The following is a 17873-nucleotide window of genomic DNA, read 5'->3' as shown; positions in this document are numbered from 1 at the left end:
GATGCCAGTATTATAAGGAGAGCGCAGGGGTTTCGCCTGGCTAATTCCTAAAAGTGTCGAAAAAGTGTTAAAGGAAATGTCAGTAAGACAGGCCGCCGCAGGACTCGGCGGCAAAGGGATCAGGCGAGGATCGCGTCGATGCGATCCAGCTCGCTTTGACTGAATTCGCGCTGGTTCAGCATCATTATGGCATCGTCTATCTGACTGGTTTTGCTGGCGCCGATCAGCACTGACGTGACGCGACCGCCGCGCAGTACCCAGGCCAGCGCCATTTGCGACAGTTTCTGGCCGCGCTGCTGCGCCAGCTCGTTCAGCTGCCGCACTTTCTCCATCTTCTCCGGCGTCAGCTGCTCGCTGCTGAGGAAACGGCTGCCGCTGGCGGCGCGTGAATCTTCCGGAATGCCCTGCAAATAACGATCGGTCAGCACGCCGCCCGCCAGCGGTGAGAAAGCAATACAGCCGACGCCCTGCTGTTGCAGCACGTCCAGCAGGCCGTTTTCCGGCGCGCGTTCAAACATGGAGTATTTCGGCTGGTGGATTAGGCAGGGCGTACCCAGCTGCTTAAGGATGGCAATGGCCTCCGCCGCCAGCTGCGCCGGATAGTTAGAAAGCGCGATGTAAAGCGCTTTCCCCTGGCGCACCAGGTGATCCAGCGCGGTCATGGTTTCTTCCAGCGGCGTTTCCGGATCGGGACGGTGGTGATAAAAAATATCGACATAGTCCAGGCCCATACGCTTCAGGCTCTGATCGAGGCTGGCGATCAGATATTTACGTGAGCCCCAGTCGCCGTAAGGCCCGTCCCACATGGTATAGCCTGCTTTGGAAGAGATAATCAGCTCGTCGCGCAGCGAAGCGAAATCCTGACGCAGAATGCGACCGAAGTTTTCTTCTGCCGAGCCGGGCGGCGGGCCGTAATTATTGGCAAGGTCAAAATGGGTAATGCCCTGGTCGAAGGCGTGGCGCAGCAGCGCGCGGCTGTTCTCTACCAGCGTGCTGTCGCCAAAGTTATGCCACAGGCCGAGCGAGATGGCGGGCAGCTTCAGGCCGGTGCGGCCGCAGCGGTGATAACTCATTGTCTGATAACGATTTTCGTCAGGCTGATAAACCATGAAAAGTTCCTGTGCTCAGAAGGAAAGGCAAAATGAGCATAGCAGTGTATACGGTTACACCGAACCGGTTCGCGCGGCGGATCGCAACTTGCGGAAAAGTCTCAGGCGTCATCTTTGCTTGCCATCGCGGGCGACGACGGATTTCACATGGCACGCAAAGGATGCGCAATACTCATTACAACCTATCAGAGGAGAAAGCCATGCAAAGCGTTGGAGACTATCTGTTGCTGCGTCTGCAGGAAATCGGCATCGGGCATCTGTTCGGCGTGCCGGGCGATTACAATTTGCAGTTTCTGGATCACGTTATCGCCAGCAAAAAGATTGCCTGGGCGGGCAGCAGCAACGAGCTGAACGCGGCCTATGCCGCCGACGGCTATGCGCGCTGTCGCGGCGCGGCGGCGCTGCTCACCACTTTCGGCGTGGGTGAACTGAGTGCCTTAAACGGCGTGGCGGGCAGCTATGCCGAATATCTGCCGGTTATTCATATCGTCGGCGCGCCAGCCAGCGCGGCGCAGGAAGAGAAGCTACTGCTGCACCATACGCTGGGCGACGGCGACTACGCGCATTTTCTACGCATTGCCCGTGAGGTCACCGTGGCACAGGCCGTATTGACCAGGGAAAACGCGGCGGCGGAAATCGATCGACTGCTGCTGACCGCGCTGCGCGAACATCGTCCCGTTTACCTCTTTATGCCCACGGACGTGGCGGAAGCGCCCATCCAGCCGCCCATCGGCACGCTGACTTACCGGGCCGAATCGCTGCAAAGCAGTCTGGATTCCTTCAGCGCGGCGGCGGAAGCCCTGCTGGCGGAAGCTGAAAGCGTCTCGCTGCTGGCCGATTTTCTTGCCGATCGCGCCGCAATGCGTGAGCCGCTGCATAAACTGGTAACGGCAACGGCTTTGCCTTTTTCAACCTTGCTGATGGGCAAAAGCGTGCTGCCGGAACAGCAGCCGGGCTTTGTCGGCACCTACTCAGGCGCCGCCAGCGCGGGCGATACGCAGCGGCATATCGAACAGCGCGACGTGGTGATCACCGTCGGCACGCTCTGGACGGATACCATCACTGCCGGGTTCACCCAGCATATCGATCCGCTACGTAATATTGATATTGGCCTGTATCGCTGCCGGGTTGGTACACAGACGTTCAGTCAGATCGCCATGAAGGATGCCGTTGCCGTGCTGCATCAGCTGGCAACACGCTATGGCGAAGGCTGGCGCGATATGCAGGCGCTGCCGCCGGCGCTGCCCGAGCTGACCGCTGGCGCGCTAAGTCAGAATGCGTTCTGGCGCATCATGCAGGACTTTTTGCGTCCCGGCGATATCGTGCTGGCAGATCAGGGCACGGCCGCGTTTGGCGCGGCGGCGCTGCGGCTGCCTGAAGACGTTACCTTTATCTGTCAGCCGCTGTGGGGATCGATCGGCTTTACGCTGCCCGCCGCCTGGGGCGCACAGCTTGCCTGTCCGGCGCGGCGCGTGATTTTGCTCTGCGGCGACGGAGCGGCCCAGCTGACCATCCAGGAGCTGGGATCGATGCTACGCGACGGCCTGAAACCGATCGTCTTTATTCTTAATAATGACGGCTATACTGTTGAGCGGGCTATTCACGGCGAGCATCAGCGCTACAATGACATTGCTCAGTGGAACTGGACACAGCTGCCGCAGGCGCTGAGCACGCGCGGCGAGGCGCAAAGCTGGCGGGTAGAAGAGAGCGCTCAATTGCAGGAAGTGGTAAAAGTGATTGAACAGACCTCGCGTCTCTCGCTGGTGGAGGTTATGCTGCCGCAGCTGGATGTGCCGCCCCTTTTGCAGGCGGTAACGGCGGCGCTGGACAAGCGCAACGCGTCCTGAAAAATCTGATAACGGATTCAGACGCCAGATTCAGATTGATGCCCGTGGGAAATTGCGGCCAGTGCAGGTAAGGTAGTCGGTCGCAGCGCGATTTTACGTTCGCCCGTGAGGGTTGGGCGTTGTTGTTTGAGTGGGGGAAATTTATAGTGTGTACAAATGACGTAAGCGGAGCAAAACAATAATGACTAAGTATGCTTTGGTAGGTGATGTAGGCGGCACCAATGCGCGCCTGGCACTGTGCGAAGTCGAGAACGGTGCCATCTCACAAGCCAAAACGTTCTCCACAGCAGACTACGATAGCCTTGAGGCAGTCATCCGTTTTTATCTTGCCGAGCAGCAGCAGGATGTCACGGATGGCTGCATCGCCATCGCCTGCCCGATCACCGATGACTGGGTGGATATGACCAACCACGACTGGGCTTTCTCCACCAGCAAGATGAAGGCGAATCTGGGCTTTGATCATCTTGAGATCATCAACGACTTCACTGCCGTGTCGATGGCGATCCCGATGCTGACCGAGCAGGACGTGATGCAGTTTGGCGGCACGACGCCGGTTAAAGACAAACCGGTCGCCGTCTACGGCGCCGGAACCGGTCTGGGCGTGGCGCATCTGGTTCATGTGGATAAACGCTGGGTGAGCCTGCCGGGCGAGGGCGGCCACGTGGATTTCGCCGCCAACAGCGAAGAGGAAGATCTGATCCTGGAAGTGCTGCGCGAAGAGCTGGGCCACGTGTCCGCCGAGCGCGTGCTGTCCGGCGCGGGCCTGGTCAACCTTTACCGCGCGATTGTCAAAGCCGACAACCGCGTGCCGGAGAATCTGAAGCCGAAGGACGTTTCTCAGCGCGCGCTGGACGACAGCTGCACCGACTGCCGTCGCGCTCTGGCGATGTTCTGCGTGATCATGGGCCGTTTCGGCGGTAACCTGGCGCTGACCATGGGCACCTTCGGCGGCGTCTATATCGCTGGCGGCATCGTGCCTCGCTTCCTGGAATTCTTTAAAGCCTCCGGTTTCCGTGCCGCTTTTGAAGACAAGGGCCGTTTTAAAGATTACGTGCAGAATATTCCTGTCTACCTGATTACGCATGAAAAGCCTGGCCTGCTGGGCGCGGGTGCGCATCTGCGTCAGACGTTAGGCACCATTCTGTAAGCAAAAAAGGCCGGTTTTCCGGCCTTTTTTACAGCCGCATCAGCTGGCGAAACTCCCGCACTTTACTGCGGCTGACCGGCACCTGAAACTCCAGGTCGCGCAGCTTCAGAATATAGGTATTGTTAAACCAGGGTTCAATTTCGCGGATTTTGCTCAGATTCACGCAGTAAGAACGATGGCAGCGGAAAAAAGCCTCTTCGGGCAACCGACTGCAAAATTCGGTGATATTCATCGACATCACGTACTCCTCCCGCCGCGTATAAACAAATGTCATTTTTTCATGGGCTTCGGCGTAATAAATATCGTTGATATCCGTCACGATAATGCGCTCGTCCCGCGTCAGGTTAATGGTATGCACCTGGCTACGCGGGCTGTCTGTGCCGCCGGAAGCGGCCTGCTGTAGCGTATTTTCCAGCTTGCGCAACATGGTGATAATACGCATTTCATGGTAGGGCTTAAGGATATAGTCAAACGCCTCCAGCTCGAAGGCCTCTACCGCGTGCTCTTTATAGGCGGTGATAAAAATGATATGCGGACGATGGGCGAATTTACTGATATTTTGCGCCAGCAGCACGCCATCCAGCGACGGAATATTAATATCCAGAAAGATGACGTCCGGCTGGTGGTTTTGCAGATATTTCAACACGTCCAGCCCGTCGTCGAACGTGGCCTCGATTTGCAGCTGGCTGTGCTGGCGGATCAGCCAGCTCAGCTCCTGCTGCGCCAGAAATTCGTCTTCGACAATAATGGCTTTCACATCGCTTTCCCGGTGAATGCGGCCCTAAGCCGTCAGTGAAACACGTTCGGGCAGAGTCGCCCCTTTTTTGGTGATATAAAAAGCAATTTCGGTGCCCGGATGGCGACGGTGAATATGCAGCCCCTCGCCGTAAAGCAGCCTGACGCGGTGATGCACGTTGAGCAGGCCAATCTTGTTGCCGGGCATCTCGTTGCGCTCCACGCGCTGGATCACCTCTTCGCTGATGCCGTTGCCCGTATCGCGCACCGCAATACGTATCCGCTCACCCGCATCCTGCACGCTGATGGTGACCACACCTTTGCCGCGACAGGGATGTACGCCGTGCACGATGGCGTTTTCCACCAGCGGCTGGATCAGCAGGCTGGGCAGCGAGCAGCTGATGTCTTCGTCAATTTCATAAATGACCGTCAGCTTATCGCCAAAACGCGCCTGTTCGATGGCGATATAATCTTTGATTTGATAAAGCTCTTTTTTAATATCAATGATTTCGTCGTCGTTCAGCTCCAGGTTGTAACGTAGATAGCGCGAAAGGTTGCTGATCAGCTGCCTGGCGGTATCGGGATTCAGGCGGATCGACGACGAGATGGCGTTCAGCGCGTTAAACAGAAAGTGCGGGTTTATTTTGCTTTGCAGCGCGCGTAGCTCGGCCTTATTCGCCATTTCACGCAGCTGTTCGGCGCGGGAAACTTCCAGCTGCGTGGAGATAATTTGCGACAGACCGATGGCCATTTCCCGCAGCGACCAGGTAATGCGGTGCGCGTGGCGATAGTAAATTTTCAGCGTGCCGGTGACTTCGCCCAGCTCCCGCAGCGGGATCACAATCATTGAATGGATTTCCGGCGTGCGGTGCGCCTCATCGTTGTTGCGGATAATGATTTCGCCATTGGCGATAGCTCTGGCCGTGGTCGGGCTGATGCCGTCGTCGCCTTCGCGGTAATTCTGCTCGCCGACGCCGACATAGGCCAGGATCTGATTTTTGTTGGTGATGGCAACCGCATCCGCGCTGATATCGTCGCGAATAATTTCGCAGACTTTACGCAGCGAACGGCTGTTGACCTGGCGAAACAGCGGCAGCGTTTTATTGGCGATATCCAGCGCCAGCTTGGCCTGACGGGCGGCTATCGCCTCTTTTTCGCCCTCGACGCTCTGGATCAGCAGCACGATCAGGCCGATGCTGACCGCGCCCAGGATCATCGGCACGGCGATCTCTTCGACGATCGCCAGGCCCAGCGCGTAAGGTCTGGCCCAGACCAGGATCAGGATCATCGTCAACGACTCACACAGCATGCCGCCGATAATGCCGACGCTCCAGCGCCGCGCTTTGGCGACCTTCAGGTTAATCCAGCCTGCGGCGATGCCCGCGATAATGCTGGTAATCAGGCAGGGCACCGAGGTGACGCCGTGGACATCGATTAAAAAACGGTGCAGCCCGGCCACCACGCCGGTCACAATACCGACCCACGGGCCAAACAGGATACCGCCGGCCATAATCGCAATGGTGCGCACGTTCACCAGCGAGCCGTCAACGTTGATGCCGCTCCAGGTGCCAAACAGCGCGAACAGCGAGAAGATAGCCGTTACCGCCACCAGCTCCTGACGTGAGTGCTCATCTTTCTGTAACAGTTGACGAAAATGACGGGTGCGTGTCATAAAAAACAGGCAGATAAGCATAAGAGCGGCGCGATCTAATACCGCAAGCAACATCTCAAACATCGAATGCACGGGCGCCTCGGCTGGCGGAGAAACAGTAGCGACATAATAAGGAAAGCGAACGGGATGCGCCAGGCAAGCGCGCGCCGATTTCAGTCAATCCCTGTCTGGATCAATTTTGTTACGATTAGCCGTGCGTAAGGTATCAAGGTAGCCTCGCTGCAAAGCCTGGGTGAAAAGGGGAAACCCTGGTAACAAAAAGGGGATGTATCATGCAATTAACGACCGAAAGATTGCTGTTGGAAAAGCTCCAGCCGGAAGACTGGTCGCTGTTCCACGAGGTGCACAGCGATCCCGTCAGTATGCAGTTTATCAGCGCCGTCCCGCAGCTGGCGGATATCCGGCAGCGCTTTCAGACCCGACTACAGCCCTGGCAGGTAACCAGCCTGCATATGCTTTGTTTAACTGTGCGGCTGCGGGCAAGCGGCGAAGCGATAGGGCTGATAGGCGCGAATGCGGAATGGACGCCCTGGCGGCAGGCCGAAGTCGGCTACTCGCTGCTGAACCGCTATACCGGCAAGGGCTACGGCAGCGAGGCGCTTGGCGCGATGGCCGCTTACCTGCTCAGCCAGTGTCGCTTCCACAAGCTGACCGCGCAGGTGGTGGAGGGCAACTGGCCTTCGCGACGCGTTCTGGAAAAAAACGGCTTCCGGCTTGAGGGCACGCTGCGGGAAAATTATCTGCTGCGCGGCGAGTGGGTTGACGACTGGCTGTTCGGCAAGCTGGAATCTGATTAATTCGGCTCGACAGCCTGGCGAACTCTGCGCTATGTTGGCTCTTCGACCATTTTCTGGTCAGCGTCGCTCGGACGGTTCCGGGCGCTAACGTACTCAGAGGTCTTTATGGCTGACAACAGCTCCGCACGCCGATTTTCCCGTATTGAACGCCTTCCGCCCTATGTTTTTAATATCACTGCCGAACTGAAGATGGCGGCGCGCCGTCGCGGCGAAGATATTATCGATTTCAGCATGGGCAACCCGGACGGCCCTACGCCGCCCCATATCGTTGAAAAACTCTGCTCGGTGGCGCAACGAGAGGACACGCACGGCTATTCGACTTCGCGCGGCATCCCGCGTTTGCGTCGGGCAATTTCACGCTGGTATGCCGATCGCTATCAGGTGGATATCGACCCGGAGTCAGAAGCGATTGTGACCATCGGCTCGAAAGAGGGGCTGGCGCACCTGATGCTGGCTACGCTCGATCATGGCGATACCGTGCTGGTGCCGAATCCCAGCTACCCCATCCACATTTACGGCGCGGTTATCGCGGGCGCTCAGGTGCGCTCCGTGCCGCTGGTGGAAGGCGTGGACTTCTTTAACGAGCTGGAGCGTGCCATTCGCGAAAGCTATCCCAAACCCAAAATGATGATCCTTGGCTTTCCGTCCAATCCTACTGCGCAGTGCGTCGAGCTGGACTTTTTCGAGCGCGCGATCGCGCTGGCCAAACAATATAACGTGCTGGTGATCCACGATCTGGCCTATGCCGATATCGTCTATGATGGCTGGAAAGCGCCTTCGATTATGGAAGTGCCGGGCGCTCGCGACGTGGCAGTAGAGTTTTTCACGCTCTCCAAAAGCTACAATATGGCGGGCTGGCGTATCGGCTTTATGGTCGGCAACAAAGAGCTGGTCGCCGCGCTGGCGCGGATCAAAAGCTATCACGACTACGGCACCTTTACGCCGCTGCAGGTTGCCGCCATCGCCGCGCTGGAGGGCGATCAGCAGTGCGTGCGGGATATCGCGCAGCAGTACAAGCGCCGCCGCGACGTGCTGGTGAAAGGGCTGCACGAGGCGGGCTGGATGGTGGAAACGCCCAAGGCCTCGATGTATGTCTGGGCGAAAATCCCGGACCACTATGCGCATATGGGTTCGCTGGAATTCGCTAAGCATATGTTGCAGGAGGCGAAGGTCTGCGTCTCGCCGGGTATCGGTTTTGGCGACTACGGCGATACGCACGTGCGCTTTGCGCTGATTGAAAACAGCGACCGTATTCGCCAGGCGGTAAGAGGGATTAAAGCGATGTTCCGCGCCGACGGTATTCTGCCGGGAACGGTAAAAAGCGAGGCGGACCAGGGTAGTTAAGAACAACTGTTAAGGGCAGGCCAGGCGCCTGCCTTCTTCGTTAGCCAGCGGACTACAGCATCAGATAGAAGGTGCCTGCCCAGGCCAGCAACAGAAACGAAATGCCCATTAATGCATATTTCACGAAAAAACTCCTTTGAGCGATGATAGCCGGAACCTGCGTCGCCGCGTTTTCCGGCTCGGGCCGTCAGCTTCCGTCACAGGATCGCCCGCTAATTTACCCGCACCGCGCGGCAAAATAAAGCCGGCATTTCCAGGAATTATCTTTTTTTTCAGGACCCTGCTTTACGCGCGGGCGTTGAATAAACCGCCCGCGTCCGGTCAGCGGGCCAGCTCCGGCACCACCGACATACCTACCTTCAGGCGCGCCAGATCGGGCTGGCCCGGTTCAAGCAGGATTTTGACCGGCAAACGCTGCGCCACTTTGGTGAAGTTGCCCGTGGCGTTATCGGCGGCGATAGCGGCAAACGTCGAGCCGGTGGCAGGCGCTATGCTATCCACATGGCCACGCAGCGTGACGCCAGGCAGCGCGTCCACGCTCAGCGTAACGCCAGCACCGGCCTCTACGCCAGCCAGCTGCGTTTCCAGGAAGTTTGCCACCACGTAAGTTTGCTGTAGCGGCACCACGGCCATCAGACGCGTCCCGGCGGCAACCCAGGCGCCCTGGCGTGCCGCTCGCTGACCGACGGCGCCATCGATTGGTGCGGTGATAACGGTATAAGAAAGATTCAGCCGAGCCTGATCGACGCTGGCGGTTGACGCGGCGATATCCGCTTTAGCCTGGCGCAGGCTGGCTTCCAGCACGCCCACTTCTTTACGGGCGGCCAGCGCGGCGGCCTGGCTTTGACGCAGCTGCGCCGCCGCTTCCTGCATGGATGCGCTGGTTTTCTGCTGCTCGTCTGCCGTGGCGGTGCCGCTTTTCAGCAGGCGGCGATAGCGTTCGGCATTTTGCCCTGCATAGTTCAGGGTCGCCTGGCTGGCCGCGACGGCGGCGTCGTTTTGCGCAATGGTCGCCTGCTGCTGCTCAAGCTGGGCCTGAACGCTGGCCAGCTTCGCCTGGCTGACCGCCAGGTTCGCTTCGGCAGTTTCCAGCGCGACGCGGTAGTCACGATCGTCAATCGTCGCCAGCACGTCGCCCGCTTTTACCTGCTGGTTATCGCCGACGTTAACGGTGCGAATATAGCCGGAAACTTTCGGCGCGATGGCCGTGTAGTCGGCGGTCACTACGGCATCATCGGTACGGGCCTGATGGCGGCTCATGGCCGACCAGACGAAAAAGGCGATCCCCAGCAGGACCAGCAGCAGCGCGGCCAGCGTTAAGGTTCTTTTTGCAGGTGTGAACATTGTTATTATCTCACGGCTTTAGTTTGAGTTTGAATAAGGGTTTGCGGCGGCCAGACACGTTTAGGCAGCCAGGCAGTCAGCAGCACCAGCAGCAGCGCGAAGCCGATCAGCAGCAGGTAGGCGTCGCTGATGCTAAGGATCACCGCCTGGTGCTTAAGCAGCGTGGCGAAATGACCTAAATTTTCGGCCGAGCTGGCTGAACCGTCCGGCAGCAGCGGCTTCATCGCCGAGGCATCGGTGCTGTTCGCCGCCGTCATCAGCCACGGACGATTGCCCAGCTGATCGACCAGGGTGTGTGAATGAAACTTTTCCCGGTGGGTCAGAAAATTCTCTACCAGGCTGCCGGCCGCCACGCTGGAAAAGCCGCGCACGGTATTAAACATCGCCGAGGCGTACGGCCCTTCAGGCGGCAGGATCACGCTGGTGGCGCTCATCAACACCGGCAGAATCAACATTGGCTGCCCAAAAGCCTGTAGCAACTGGATCAGCCAGAAATTTTGCCTGGCCCAGTCGTCGGTCAGCTGCGCGCCCATCAGGCACGACACGCTGAGCAGCGCCGCGCCGCAGGTCAGCATCCAGCGGCAGTCGATCCAGCGCAGGTTCAGCAGGAAAGCCATAAAAGGCGCAATCAGCAGCTGCGGCAGGCCGATAGCCAGCGCCAGCGGCGCAAACTGCACGGTGCGGAACCCTTCCACCTGAGCGAAATAAGCCGAAGGCAGGGCGGAGCCGGAAAGCGCCACCAGCAGCACGCCAGCCAGCACCAGCAGCCCGTGCGTTAAATTTTTACGCTGTAGCAGCTGCAATTTAAACAGCGGCAGCGGATGCGACCACTCGTTGATTAAAAACGCTACCAGCAGCGCGACGGACGCGCACAGCATGCCGGTAATCAACGGCGATTGCAGCCAGTCGAGCCGCTCGCCCTGCGACAGCGTCAGCACCATCAGCGCAACGCCGCTACAGCCGGTCAGCATGCCGAACAAATCTATCTGCTTAAAACGCTCCAGGCGCAGCGGATCCTGCGGCAATCCCCAGCCAATCAGCACGCCGGCAAGCAGCAGCGGCGGCACAATCTGCCAGAACACAAACTGCCAGCCGACGGCATCGGTCCAGAAAGCTGCCAGCGAGGCGGCCACGTTGGGGCCGAAAGTGGCGGTTAAGGCATAGGCGGACAGCCCGTAAAGCTTGATGCCCGGCGGCAAAAAACGCAGCGCTACCGTCATCAGCAGCGGCGGCAGCGCGCCGCCGAACAGGCCCTGGATAACACGCAGGCCGATAAACAGCCCTGGCGTCGCGGCAAAGGGCTGCAGTATGCCGGCCAGCGCAAAACCAAACGCGACGGCCAGCGCAAAGCGGCGCAGCGAGAAGGTCACCGCAAACCAGGGCGCGACCATCATCGCCGCCACTTCGGCAGCCTGATAGGCCGAGGTAATCCAGGTCGCCCGATCGTAGCTAAAACCGATAGCGGCGCGAACGTCGACCAGCGCTAAGTCGGTTACGCGATCGTTAAGTCCTGAGGTCAGCGCAGCAATCAGCACGCCCACCAGACCCAGCGCCAGACGCAGGGTAAAAGGGTGGGTGGCCGGGGCTGCGGGTTGAGCGTTCATAGCCGGTGCTCCGCAAGAAAAGATGAAGTGATGCACTGTATTGCATTGTGATACATTGGCGGCAGATATTACATGGTGATTGACTGTATTGCAATGCGATACAGCCTGCCGGAGAGGGGAAAAGAGTGCTACAGTATCGCCATCAACAAGGAAGGAGATCTCATGTCTGAACCTGCAGCTTTACGCGACGAGGAGCGTACCGGCGGTATCCAGGTTATCTCGCGCGCGGCAAAAATTCTGGACGCTTTAGGCGACAGCCCCAACGGCATGAGCCTGGGCGAAATCGCTCAGGCCGTCGATCTGCCTCGCTCAACCGTGCAGCGTATCGTTGGCGCGTTGGATTCGGTGCAGCTGGTGCGCAGTCACGGCGCGGGCGGCGTACGTCTTGGCCCGGCGCTGCTGCGGCTGATCGCCAGCGTGCACACCGATGTAGTGGCGATTGTGCAGCCGTGGCTACAGGCGCTGAGCGACGCCACGGGCGAAACAGTGTCGCTGGCCCGCGCCAGCGGATTACAGCTGGCTATCGTGCATTACGTGGTCGCCGATCGCGAGCTGCGCGTGGTGCCGCGCATCGGGCTGAACCTGCCGCTTTACAGCACCTCCGGCGGCCGCGCGCTGCTGGCGCTGGACAGCGACGAAGAGGCCAGGGCGTGGGTAGGTGATGCCTACGAAGCGATTACCGAACTGACCGTCAAAGCGTATCCCGATTTGATGGAAAGACTGCAGGAAATCCGCCGCACCGGTCTCTCTTACGATCGTGGCGAGACGCTGGAAGGGATCTCCACCATGGCGGTAGCGATAGATACCATACTGGGACGCTTTTCCATCAGCCTGCTGGTGCCTTCTGCCCGTTTTCAAAAGCACGAAGCGCTCTTCCGCGAAGAGATCCTGAAGTGCAAAGAGGCTCTGGTGGATGAAATTGGCAAAGCGACTTTACGTGACTGACAGGAGCGGCAAATGAAAAAGCTTTTAGTGGCGGTGGATAATTCGGCGCTGGCGCGCAAGGTGGTTTCCCTGGCGACAGAGCAGGCGCGCGCGCTTGATGCGGACGTGGTGGTGTTGTGCTGTGTCGACGCCAGCTATGCCAGCACGACGGCGGATTACGTTATTGAGGCGGGGGAAGATCCCGGCGACTTCGGCAGCGCGCTGGACGAGCAAAACACGGCGGAAGCCGCCGTTCGCCAGGCGCTGGCGGAGCTACAGGGCAGCGGCGTTCGCGCTACGGGGCGGGTGCTGGCGGGCGAATCCGCCGAAACTATCGTAGCCCACGCCAACCAGATTGGCGCCGCGATGATTATTATGGGCCGCCGCCATCTCTCTTCCTTTAATCGCCTGCTGAAAGGATCGGTCAGCGCTGCCGTTATTGAGCGAGCCAGCTGCCCGGTGCTGGTCGACGTGCGCGCCGACTGAGCGCACGCCTTTTAATAACGGCACTTCAGGTTAATTTCTCAGCGGGCGCAGCGAATATAATAGCGTCCGCTTCCCGAATTTAGCGCAAAAAAAAGCCCGCTCGCCGCGGGCATAAATCTTTGTAATTATAAATAAAATTCCTGGTGTTGCGCAGACATGTCGCTGTGTCTGGATGTATATTGGCATTCATTTTCGCCTCGCGCTACACGGCAGCCTGAATCGATTCAATCGGTAAAATATTGCATCAAGGTTAAAGAAGTGCAAAAGCGGTTTTTTCCGATGGTATCGCCGTGCCGCTTAAGTAAGATGCGTCGGCAAAGAAAGGAGTTAAGATGAAAAAAATAATTGGCGCGCTGGCGCTTGCTGTTTTGCTGTCCGCTGGCTGTACTTCCCACAAGCCCGGCGCTTTTGAAAAGGTAGCAGAAGACCCTGCGGTAAATAGCGTGCTTTATCGTTTCGATCCCGATACGGTAAACAAAACGGCCATGGAGCAGGACGTTGAGCATTATTGCGCAGAGCGCGGCTTTGATAAAGTCGAGCCGATAAAGCCGCAGGAAAGTCGACTGCCAGGGTTAATGAAAGCCTGGTATCAGTGTAATTACAGCATTAAAAGCTAATAAAAGAAGGCGGGTAATTACCCGCCTTGAAGACTGCATTTTATTTTTATATTGCCGTGTGCAGGCTTTGCCCGCTTTCAGGATGAAAGAACTTCACCCATTTATAATTCTTTACCAGCCCCTGTGCTGGCCATGGTGTCCGCCGTGATGATAGCCCGGCCCGCCGTGGTGGTGGCCGCGATAGCCGTCATGAATAATACAGCCGCTCAGCATACTTATTACGCCCAGAAGCGCAATCGGTCTAATTAGTTTCATTATTCTTACTCTCTCGCTTTCCAATAGCTAACACTCTACAAAACAAAAGTGGAGGAATAATGCCGCTTTTGTAGAGTTATTAGAGTAAATATTTCCAAATAATTCAGTATGGAAATTTTGCGATCTATTCCACCAGAAAGAAATAAGAGAAGGCTTAAAAGACCCACTTTTAACACAGAATGTTCTTAAATAGACTTCTTTATCCGGTCGAATGAAAAATTTGCGTTAATAACGGCAGAAAAGGATTTATGCGATAGACTTAAGGCAATTTTTCAAGACAAGGACATGCTATGCGTTATCAGGTTAAAAATGTGCTGGCGGCCCAGGCAGAGCTGGGCGAGTGCCCGGTCTGGTCAGTGCGCGAACAGGCGCTTTACTTTGTCGATATTCTGGCGCCTGCGCTGCATCGCTTCGATCCGCAAAGCGGCGAGCATAAAATCATGCCGGTGCCGGAACATATCGGCTGTTTTGGCCTGAACGAGCAGGGCGGCTTCGTGGCGGCGCTGCGCAGCGGCGTTTGCCTGCTGGATGAAGAAGGCATCATCACCCGGCGCGTGGCGGCCAATCCTGGTGAAGCTGCCTTCAGCCGTTTTAACGACGGCCGCGTTGACCGACACGGGCGCTTCTGGTGCGGCAGCCTGTGGGAGCCGCAGGATCGCAACGGCGGCAAGCTCTGTCGCCTGGACGAGCATCTGCGCCTGACCGTCGAGGCGGAAGACATCAAAATTTCCAACGGGCTGGCCTTTTCGCCTGATGATAAATGGATGTACCACACCGACACGCCCAACGGCGTGCTTTATCGCTATCCGGTCGATGACAAGGGCGATATCGGCCCGCGTGAAGTCATTCGGCATTTTGTGCAGGAACAAGGCGGCCTGCCCGATGGCGCAGCGGTAGACTGCGAAGGGTTCTACTGGTCGGCGATGTTTGACGGCTCGCGGGTCATTCGTCTTAATCCGGTCACCGGCGAAATCGTGGATGAGATCCCGCTGCCGGTGCGCTGGCCGACGATGGTCGCTTTTGGCGGGCCAGATTTGAAAACGCTCTATATTACGAGTTCACGCGAAGATCGAAGCGCAGAGGAGCTGGCGGCTTATCCGCAGTCTGGCGATGTGTTTGCCGTGGAGGTCGCCGTTGCGGGCCTGCCGGAACCGCTTTTCCGGCAGGCATAAGGTAAGTAAGAAGAGTCAACTACAGCGGCTGCGCCTGGCGCAGCCCTTCTGCGGCTTTAGCCGGACAGTGCGGCAGACGGATAGTCAGCGACATAATCAGCGACAGCACCAGCAGCGCCATAATCAGGCTAAAGGTCACCATAAAGCCGCCAAACAGCGAAGCAATTAGCGAGCCCAGCACGCTGCCAATGCCGAAGCCCAGATAGATCAGGCCGTAATTTTTGGTCAGGTTGTTCAGGCCGAAAAAGTCGCTGACCAGCGAAGGATAAACGGTGATGGTGCCGCCGAAGCTGAAGGCCACGCAGGCTACGGAAATAAAGAAGGTGGTTTCGGTCATATGGCTGAACAGTAAAATGCCCATGCCCGCCAGCGAAACGATTTGCGCCAGCGTAATCACGCGAATGCGCGCCATCCTGTCGGAAAGGATCCCCAGCACCAGACGACCGCTCAGGTTGGCAATAGCAATAACCGTAACGGCACTGGCTGCGGTTTGCGTGGAAAGATTAACCATGCCTTCGCCAATATCCTTCGCCACGCCAATGACGTACAGCCCGCTCATACAGGCGGTCAGAAACATTACCGCTAACATCCAGTACTGCGGCAGACGCGCCGCCTGGGTCAGCGAAAAGTCGCGAACGCTGGCGGCGTCGCCTGCTACCGCCTGCTGTTTCGGCGCGTCTTTCATCAGCAGCGCGCCGGCGATAATCATCGCCATCGCTATACCGCCCCAGATCAGGAAAGTGTGCTCCAGGCTGTTTACGCTCAGCAAATAGCTGCAAATAAATTTAAAGCCCAGGCTGCCCAGCCCATAAGCGCCAATCGCACAGGCCGAAATCACGCCTTTGCGTTCGGGAAACCACTTCACGCAGTTGGAAAGCGTCATCAGGTAGCCCGCGCCGTCGGCCAGACCAACCAGTACGCCCGCGCTCAGATAGAGCATAAACAGGCTGTCGGCCTGCGAAGTCAGCCAGAAGCCGAAAGCCATCAGCACGCCCGCGCCGATCGTTACGTTGCGCACGCCAAAGCGTTCCTGAAGCTTTCCGGCCAGCGAAGAGGAGATGGCCAGCCCCAGGCTCAGCAGGCCGAAAGAGAAGGCGACCTGGCTAACCGACGCCTCCAGCTTGTGGGAGAGCTGGCCGTTGAACAGGCTCCAGGTATAAACCGAGCCCAGCGCAAACTGCGTAATAATGGTGCCGGCCAGGGTTAGCCAGCGAACGCGAGAACTGACGGTTGGTGTGCTCATGGGGATGCTCCCGGAAAGAGTAATAAATTAAGCACAGAATACGGCGCGTTTTAGCAATGCGGGGCGAAGAGGGCATGAACTGCCGTCATTCAGGAATGAAATGCCGCTGAGGCGGAATGAACGGCGGCGTAAAATGCAGCGAAAGCAGGGAAACGACGGGCGCAAGCAGACAGGAGCAGCGGCGAAACGACGGGCGCAAGCAGACAGGAGCAGCGGCGAAACGACGGAGGCAGGCAGACAAGAGCAGCGGCGAAACGACGGGTGCAGGCGAACAAAAACAGGCTAAGCGACGGGCGCAAGGCTGCGCCCGTCCGAGGCGTTACTCCGCCGACTGGATGCGCAGGTTACGCAGATCGTTGCCGGTCGGCGTCTGATGCACGCGCAAACCGAACTCCGGCAGAACGGCAAAAATATGGTCAAAGATATCGGACTGGATCCTTTCATATTCCAGCCAGACGGTGGTGTTGGTAAAAACGTAGATCTCCAGCGGCAGGCCGTCCGCGCCCGGCGCCAGCTGACGCACCATCAGCGTCATGCCTTTATGCGTGTGCGGATGCGCCCTGAGCCAGGCCTCCAGCCAGGCGCGAAATGTGCCGATATTGGTCATGCGGCGGCCGTTCAGCGGCGTGCTGGTATCCAGACCGGCGTTATAGGCCGAAACCTCCTGCATTTTGCTTTCCAGGTAGGGCGTCAGCAGCTGAGCGCGCTTCAGTCTGGCTACCTCATCTTCGCTCAGAAAGTGAATGCTGGTGGTATCAATATTAATGCTGCGTTTGATGCGGCGGCCGCCCGACTCCGACATTGCTCGCCAGTTTTTAAAGGAGTCGGAAATCAACGCGTAGGTAGGAATAGTGGTAATAGTGTTATCCCAGTTGCGCACTTTTACCGTGGTCAGCGCGATATCCACCACCGAGCCGTCCGCGCCATATTTCGGCATATCCAGCCAGTCGCCCAGCTTCAGCATATTGTTGGCGGAGAGCTGGATCCCGGCCACCAGCCCCAGAATGGGATCCTTAAAGACCAGCATCAGCACGGCGGTCATCGCGCCCAGACCGGTCAGCAGCACCAGCGGCGATTTACCGATAAGCACCGAGATAATCATCAGCGCCACCAGCAGCGCGGCAATCAGCTTCAGGCTCTGGAAAATCCCGCGCAGCGGCATCTGGCTGGCCATTGCGCTTTTCTCCGACAGCTCCAGAAAGATATCCAGCAGCGAGAAGAACATCAGCAGGCCGAATACCATGATCCAGACCTCGCTAAGGATCATCAGCGCGCTGTAAGCCGGTTCCAGGCCGGAGAGAAACAGCTCCAGCTGGATTTGCAGAAAAACGCCCTGCATCAGCAGCGCAAAGCGGCTGAAAAGCTTGTTATCTATCAGTGATTTTGGCCACTGACGGCTCGATTTTTCCGCCATACGCCGCAGCAGAGGCAGCAGCACGCGGTGTAACAGGCCGTGCGCTATCAGGGAAATCAGCAGAATGACGGCCAGAACGGCCACGAGCGCAATCAGCGGCGCCCAGGGCACAGCGAACGCGTTGAGCTGCGCAAGAATAAAATGGTGCATATGGTTAGTTCCC

General features: G+C 57.9%; 17 protein-coding genes. 8 read left to right on the top strand and 9 right to left on the bottom strand.

Annotated features, from left to right (window positions below; all coding sequences use genetic code 11):
* Positions 1 to 119 precede the first annotated feature (119 nt).
* Positions 120 to 1109, bottom strand: coding sequence for an L-glyceraldehyde 3-phosphate reductase (gene mgrA / locus ACA373_RS08800; RefSeq protein ID WP_370734348.1), 990 nt, complete (start codon positions 1107 to 1109; stop codon positions 120 to 122).
* Positions 1110 to 1309: 200 nt separating this feature from the next.
* Between mgrA and ACA373_RS08795 the strand changes: the two genes are divergently transcribed.
* Both ACA373_RS08795 and glk read left to right on the top strand, forming a co-directional pair.
* Positions 1310 to 2956 carry an alpha-keto acid decarboxylase family protein gene (locus tag ACA373_RS08795; RefSeq protein ID WP_370734347.1) on the top strand — a complete coding sequence of 549 codons (1647 nt, stop codon included), beginning with the start codon at positions 1310 to 1312 and terminating at the stop codon, positions 2954 to 2956.
* 181 nt (positions 2957 to 3137) lie between these two features.
* Positions 3138 to 4103, top strand: coding sequence for a glucokinase (gene glk / locus ACA373_RS08790; RefSeq protein ID WP_125290855.1), 966 nt, complete (start codon positions 3138 to 3140; stop codon positions 4101 to 4103).
* Positions 4104 to 4131: 28 nt separating this feature from the next.
* Here the strand turns inward: glk and ACA373_RS08785 are convergent, their stop codons facing one another.
* Both ACA373_RS08785 and ACA373_RS08780 read right to left on the bottom strand, forming a co-directional pair.
* Positions 4132 to 4860 (bottom strand): LytR/AlgR family response regulator transcription factor, encoded by a 729-nt coding sequence (locus tag ACA373_RS08785; RefSeq protein ID WP_370734346.1) that lies wholly within the window; start codon positions 4858 to 4860, stop codon positions 4132 to 4134.
* Positions 4861 to 4884: 24 nt separating this feature from the next.
* Positions 4885 to 6564, bottom strand: a complete 1680-nt coding sequence (locus tag ACA373_RS08780; RefSeq protein ID WP_301253332.1) for a sensor histidine kinase — start codon at positions 6562 to 6564, stop codon at positions 4885 to 4887.
* A 218-nt stretch (positions 6565 to 6782) separates the two neighbouring features.
* Between ACA373_RS08780 and ACA373_RS08775 the strand changes: the two genes are divergently transcribed.
* On the top strand, positions 6783 to 7307 hold the full coding sequence (locus ACA373_RS08775; RefSeq protein WP_253459546.1) for a GNAT family N-acetyltransferase: 525 nt from the start codon (positions 6783 to 6785) through the stop codon (positions 7305 to 7307).
* Between the two features lie 105 nt (positions 7308 to 7412).
* A complete protein-coding gene (gene alaC / locus ACA373_RS08770) occupies positions 7413 to 8651 on the top strand; it encodes an alanine transaminase (protein WP_370734345.1) in 1239 nt (412 codons plus the stop codon).
* 52 nt (positions 8652 to 8703) lie between these two features.
* Here the strand turns inward: alaC and ypdK are convergent, their stop codons facing one another.
* The 3 genes from ypdK to ACA373_RS08755 form a co-directional block, all read right to left on the bottom strand.
* A complete protein-coding gene (ypdK, locus tag ACA373_RS08765) occupies positions 8704 to 8775 on the bottom strand; it encodes a membrane protein YpdK (protein ID WP_125290871.1) in 72 nt (23 codons plus the stop codon).
* Between the two features lie 197 nt (positions 8776 to 8972).
* Positions 8973 to 9995, bottom strand: a complete 1023-nt coding sequence (locus ACA373_RS08760) for an HlyD family secretion protein (RefSeq protein WP_301253310.1) — start codon at positions 9993 to 9995, stop codon at positions 8973 to 8975.
* Between the two features lie 5 nt (positions 9996 to 10000).
* Positions 10001 to 11599: an MFS transporter gene (locus ACA373_RS08755; RefSeq protein WP_370734344.1), complete on the bottom strand. Its 1599-nt coding sequence runs from the start codon at positions 11597 to 11599 to the stop codon at positions 10001 to 10003.
* A gap of 162 nt (positions 11600 to 11761) precedes the next feature.
* Here ACA373_RS08755 and ACA373_RS08750 point away from each other — a divergent pair, with 162 nt between their 5' ends.
* From ACA373_RS08750 to ACA373_RS08740, 3 genes are all read left to right on the top strand, one after another.
* Positions 11762 to 12544 (top strand): IclR family transcriptional regulator, encoded by a 783-nt coding sequence (locus tag ACA373_RS08750; RefSeq protein WP_253459558.1) that lies wholly within the window; start codon positions 11762 to 11764, stop codon positions 12542 to 12544.
* A 12-nt stretch (positions 12545 to 12556) separates the two neighbouring features.
* Positions 12557 to 13009: a universal stress protein gene (locus tag ACA373_RS08745; protein WP_125290848.1), complete on the top strand. Its 453-nt coding sequence runs from the start codon at positions 12557 to 12559 to the stop codon at positions 13007 to 13009.
* 332 nt (positions 13010 to 13341) lie between these two features.
* Positions 13342 to 13626, top strand: a complete 285-nt coding sequence (locus ACA373_RS08740; protein ID WP_253459560.1) for a hypothetical protein — start codon at positions 13342 to 13344, stop codon at positions 13624 to 13626.
* Between the two features lie 111 nt (positions 13627 to 13737).
* On the opposite strand, the gene ACA373_RS08735 is transcribed toward ACA373_RS08740, so the two are convergent.
* Entirely contained in the window at positions 13738 to 13881 is a 144-nt protein-coding gene (locus ACA373_RS08735) for a hypothetical protein (protein WP_370734343.1), read from the bottom strand.
* Between the two features lie 290 nt (positions 13882 to 14171).
* Here ACA373_RS08735 and ACA373_RS08730 point away from each other — a divergent pair, with 290 nt between their 5' ends.
* Positions 14172 to 15053, top strand: coding sequence for an SMP-30/gluconolactonase/LRE family protein (locus tag ACA373_RS08730; RefSeq protein ID WP_369895761.1), 882 nt, complete (start codon positions 14172 to 14174; stop codon positions 15051 to 15053).
* 19 nt (positions 15054 to 15072) lie between these two features.
* Here the strand turns inward: ACA373_RS08730 and ACA373_RS08725 are convergent, their stop codons facing one another.
* Positions 15073 to 16296 carry an MFS transporter gene (locus ACA373_RS08725; protein ID WP_301253304.1) on the bottom strand — a complete coding sequence of 408 codons (1224 nt, stop codon included), beginning with the start codon at positions 16294 to 16296 and terminating at the stop codon, positions 15073 to 15075.
* 319 nt (positions 16297 to 16615) lie between these two features.
* The gene (locus ACA373_RS08720; RefSeq protein ID WP_253459568.1) at positions 16616 to 17860 is read right to left on the bottom strand and encodes a mechanosensitive ion channel family protein; all 1245 of its coding nucleotides are present in this window, start codon (positions 17858 to 17860) and stop codon (positions 16616 to 16618) included.
* Positions 17861 to 17873: the final 13 nt, after the last annotated feature.

Origin of the sequence: Erwinia sp. STN24, assembly GCF_041320675.1 — a bacterium.
Taxonomy (GTDB): Bacteria; Pseudomonadota; Gammaproteobacteria; order Enterobacterales; family Enterobacteriaceae; genus Erwinia; species Erwinia aeris.
This window is presented reverse-complemented; position numbering and strand designations above follow the sequence as displayed.

Bases quoted from the DNA above. Each gene is read 5' to 3' on its own strand.
- ACA373_RS08755 (WP_370734344.1), bottom strand. From the start codon at position 11,599: ATGAACGCTCAACCCGCAGCCCCGGCCACCCACCCTTTTACCCTGCGT.
- glk (WP_125290855.1), top strand. From the start codon at position 3,138: ATGACTAAGTATGCTTTGGTAGGTGATGTAGGCGGCACCAATGCGCGC.
- ACA373_RS08735 (WP_370734343.1), bottom strand. From the start codon at position 13,881: ATGAAACTAATTAGACCGATTGCGCTTCTGGGCGTAATAAGTATGCTG.
- alaC (WP_370734345.1), top strand. From the start codon at position 7,413: ATGGCTGACAACAGCTCCGCACGCCGATTTTCCCGTATTGAACGCCTT.
- ACA373_RS08760 (WP_301253310.1), bottom strand. From the start codon at position 9,995: ATGTTCACACCTGCAAAAAGAACCTTAACGCTGGCCGCGCTGCTGCTG.
- mgrA (WP_370734348.1), bottom strand. From the start codon at position 1,109: ATGGTTTATCAGCCTGACGAAAATCGTTATCAGACAATGAGTTATCAC.
- ACA373_RS08780 (WP_301253332.1), bottom strand. From the start codon at position 6,564: ATGTTGCTTGCGGTATTAGATCGCGCCGCTCTTATGCTTATCTGCCTG.
- ACA373_RS08720 (WP_253459568.1), bottom strand. From the start codon at position 17,860: ATGCACCATTTTATTCTTGCGCAGCTCAACGCGTTCGCTGTGCCCTGG.
- ACA373_RS08725 (WP_301253304.1), bottom strand. From the start codon at position 16,296: ATGAGCACACCAACCGTCAGTTCTCGCGTTCGCTGGCTAACCCTGGCC.
- ACA373_RS08795 (WP_370734347.1), top strand. From the start codon at position 1,310: ATGCAAAGCGTTGGAGACTATCTGTTGCTGCGTCTGCAGGAAATCGGC.
- ACA373_RS08745 (WP_125290848.1), top strand. From the start codon at position 12,557: ATGAAAAAGCTTTTAGTGGCGGTGGATAATTCGGCGCTGGCGCGCAAG.
- ACA373_RS08730 (WP_369895761.1), top strand. From the start codon at position 14,172: ATGCGTTATCAGGTTAAAAATGTGCTGGCGGCCCAGGCAGAGCTGGGC.
- ACA373_RS08775 (WP_253459546.1), top strand. From the start codon at position 6,783: ATGCAATTAACGACCGAAAGATTGCTGTTGGAAAAGCTCCAGCCGGAA.
- ACA373_RS08750 (WP_253459558.1), top strand. From the start codon at position 11,762: ATGTCTGAACCTGCAGCTTTACGCGACGAGGAGCGTACCGGCGGTATC.
- ACA373_RS08740 (WP_253459560.1), top strand. From the start codon at position 13,342: ATGAAAAAAATAATTGGCGCGCTGGCGCTTGCTGTTTTGCTGTCCGCT.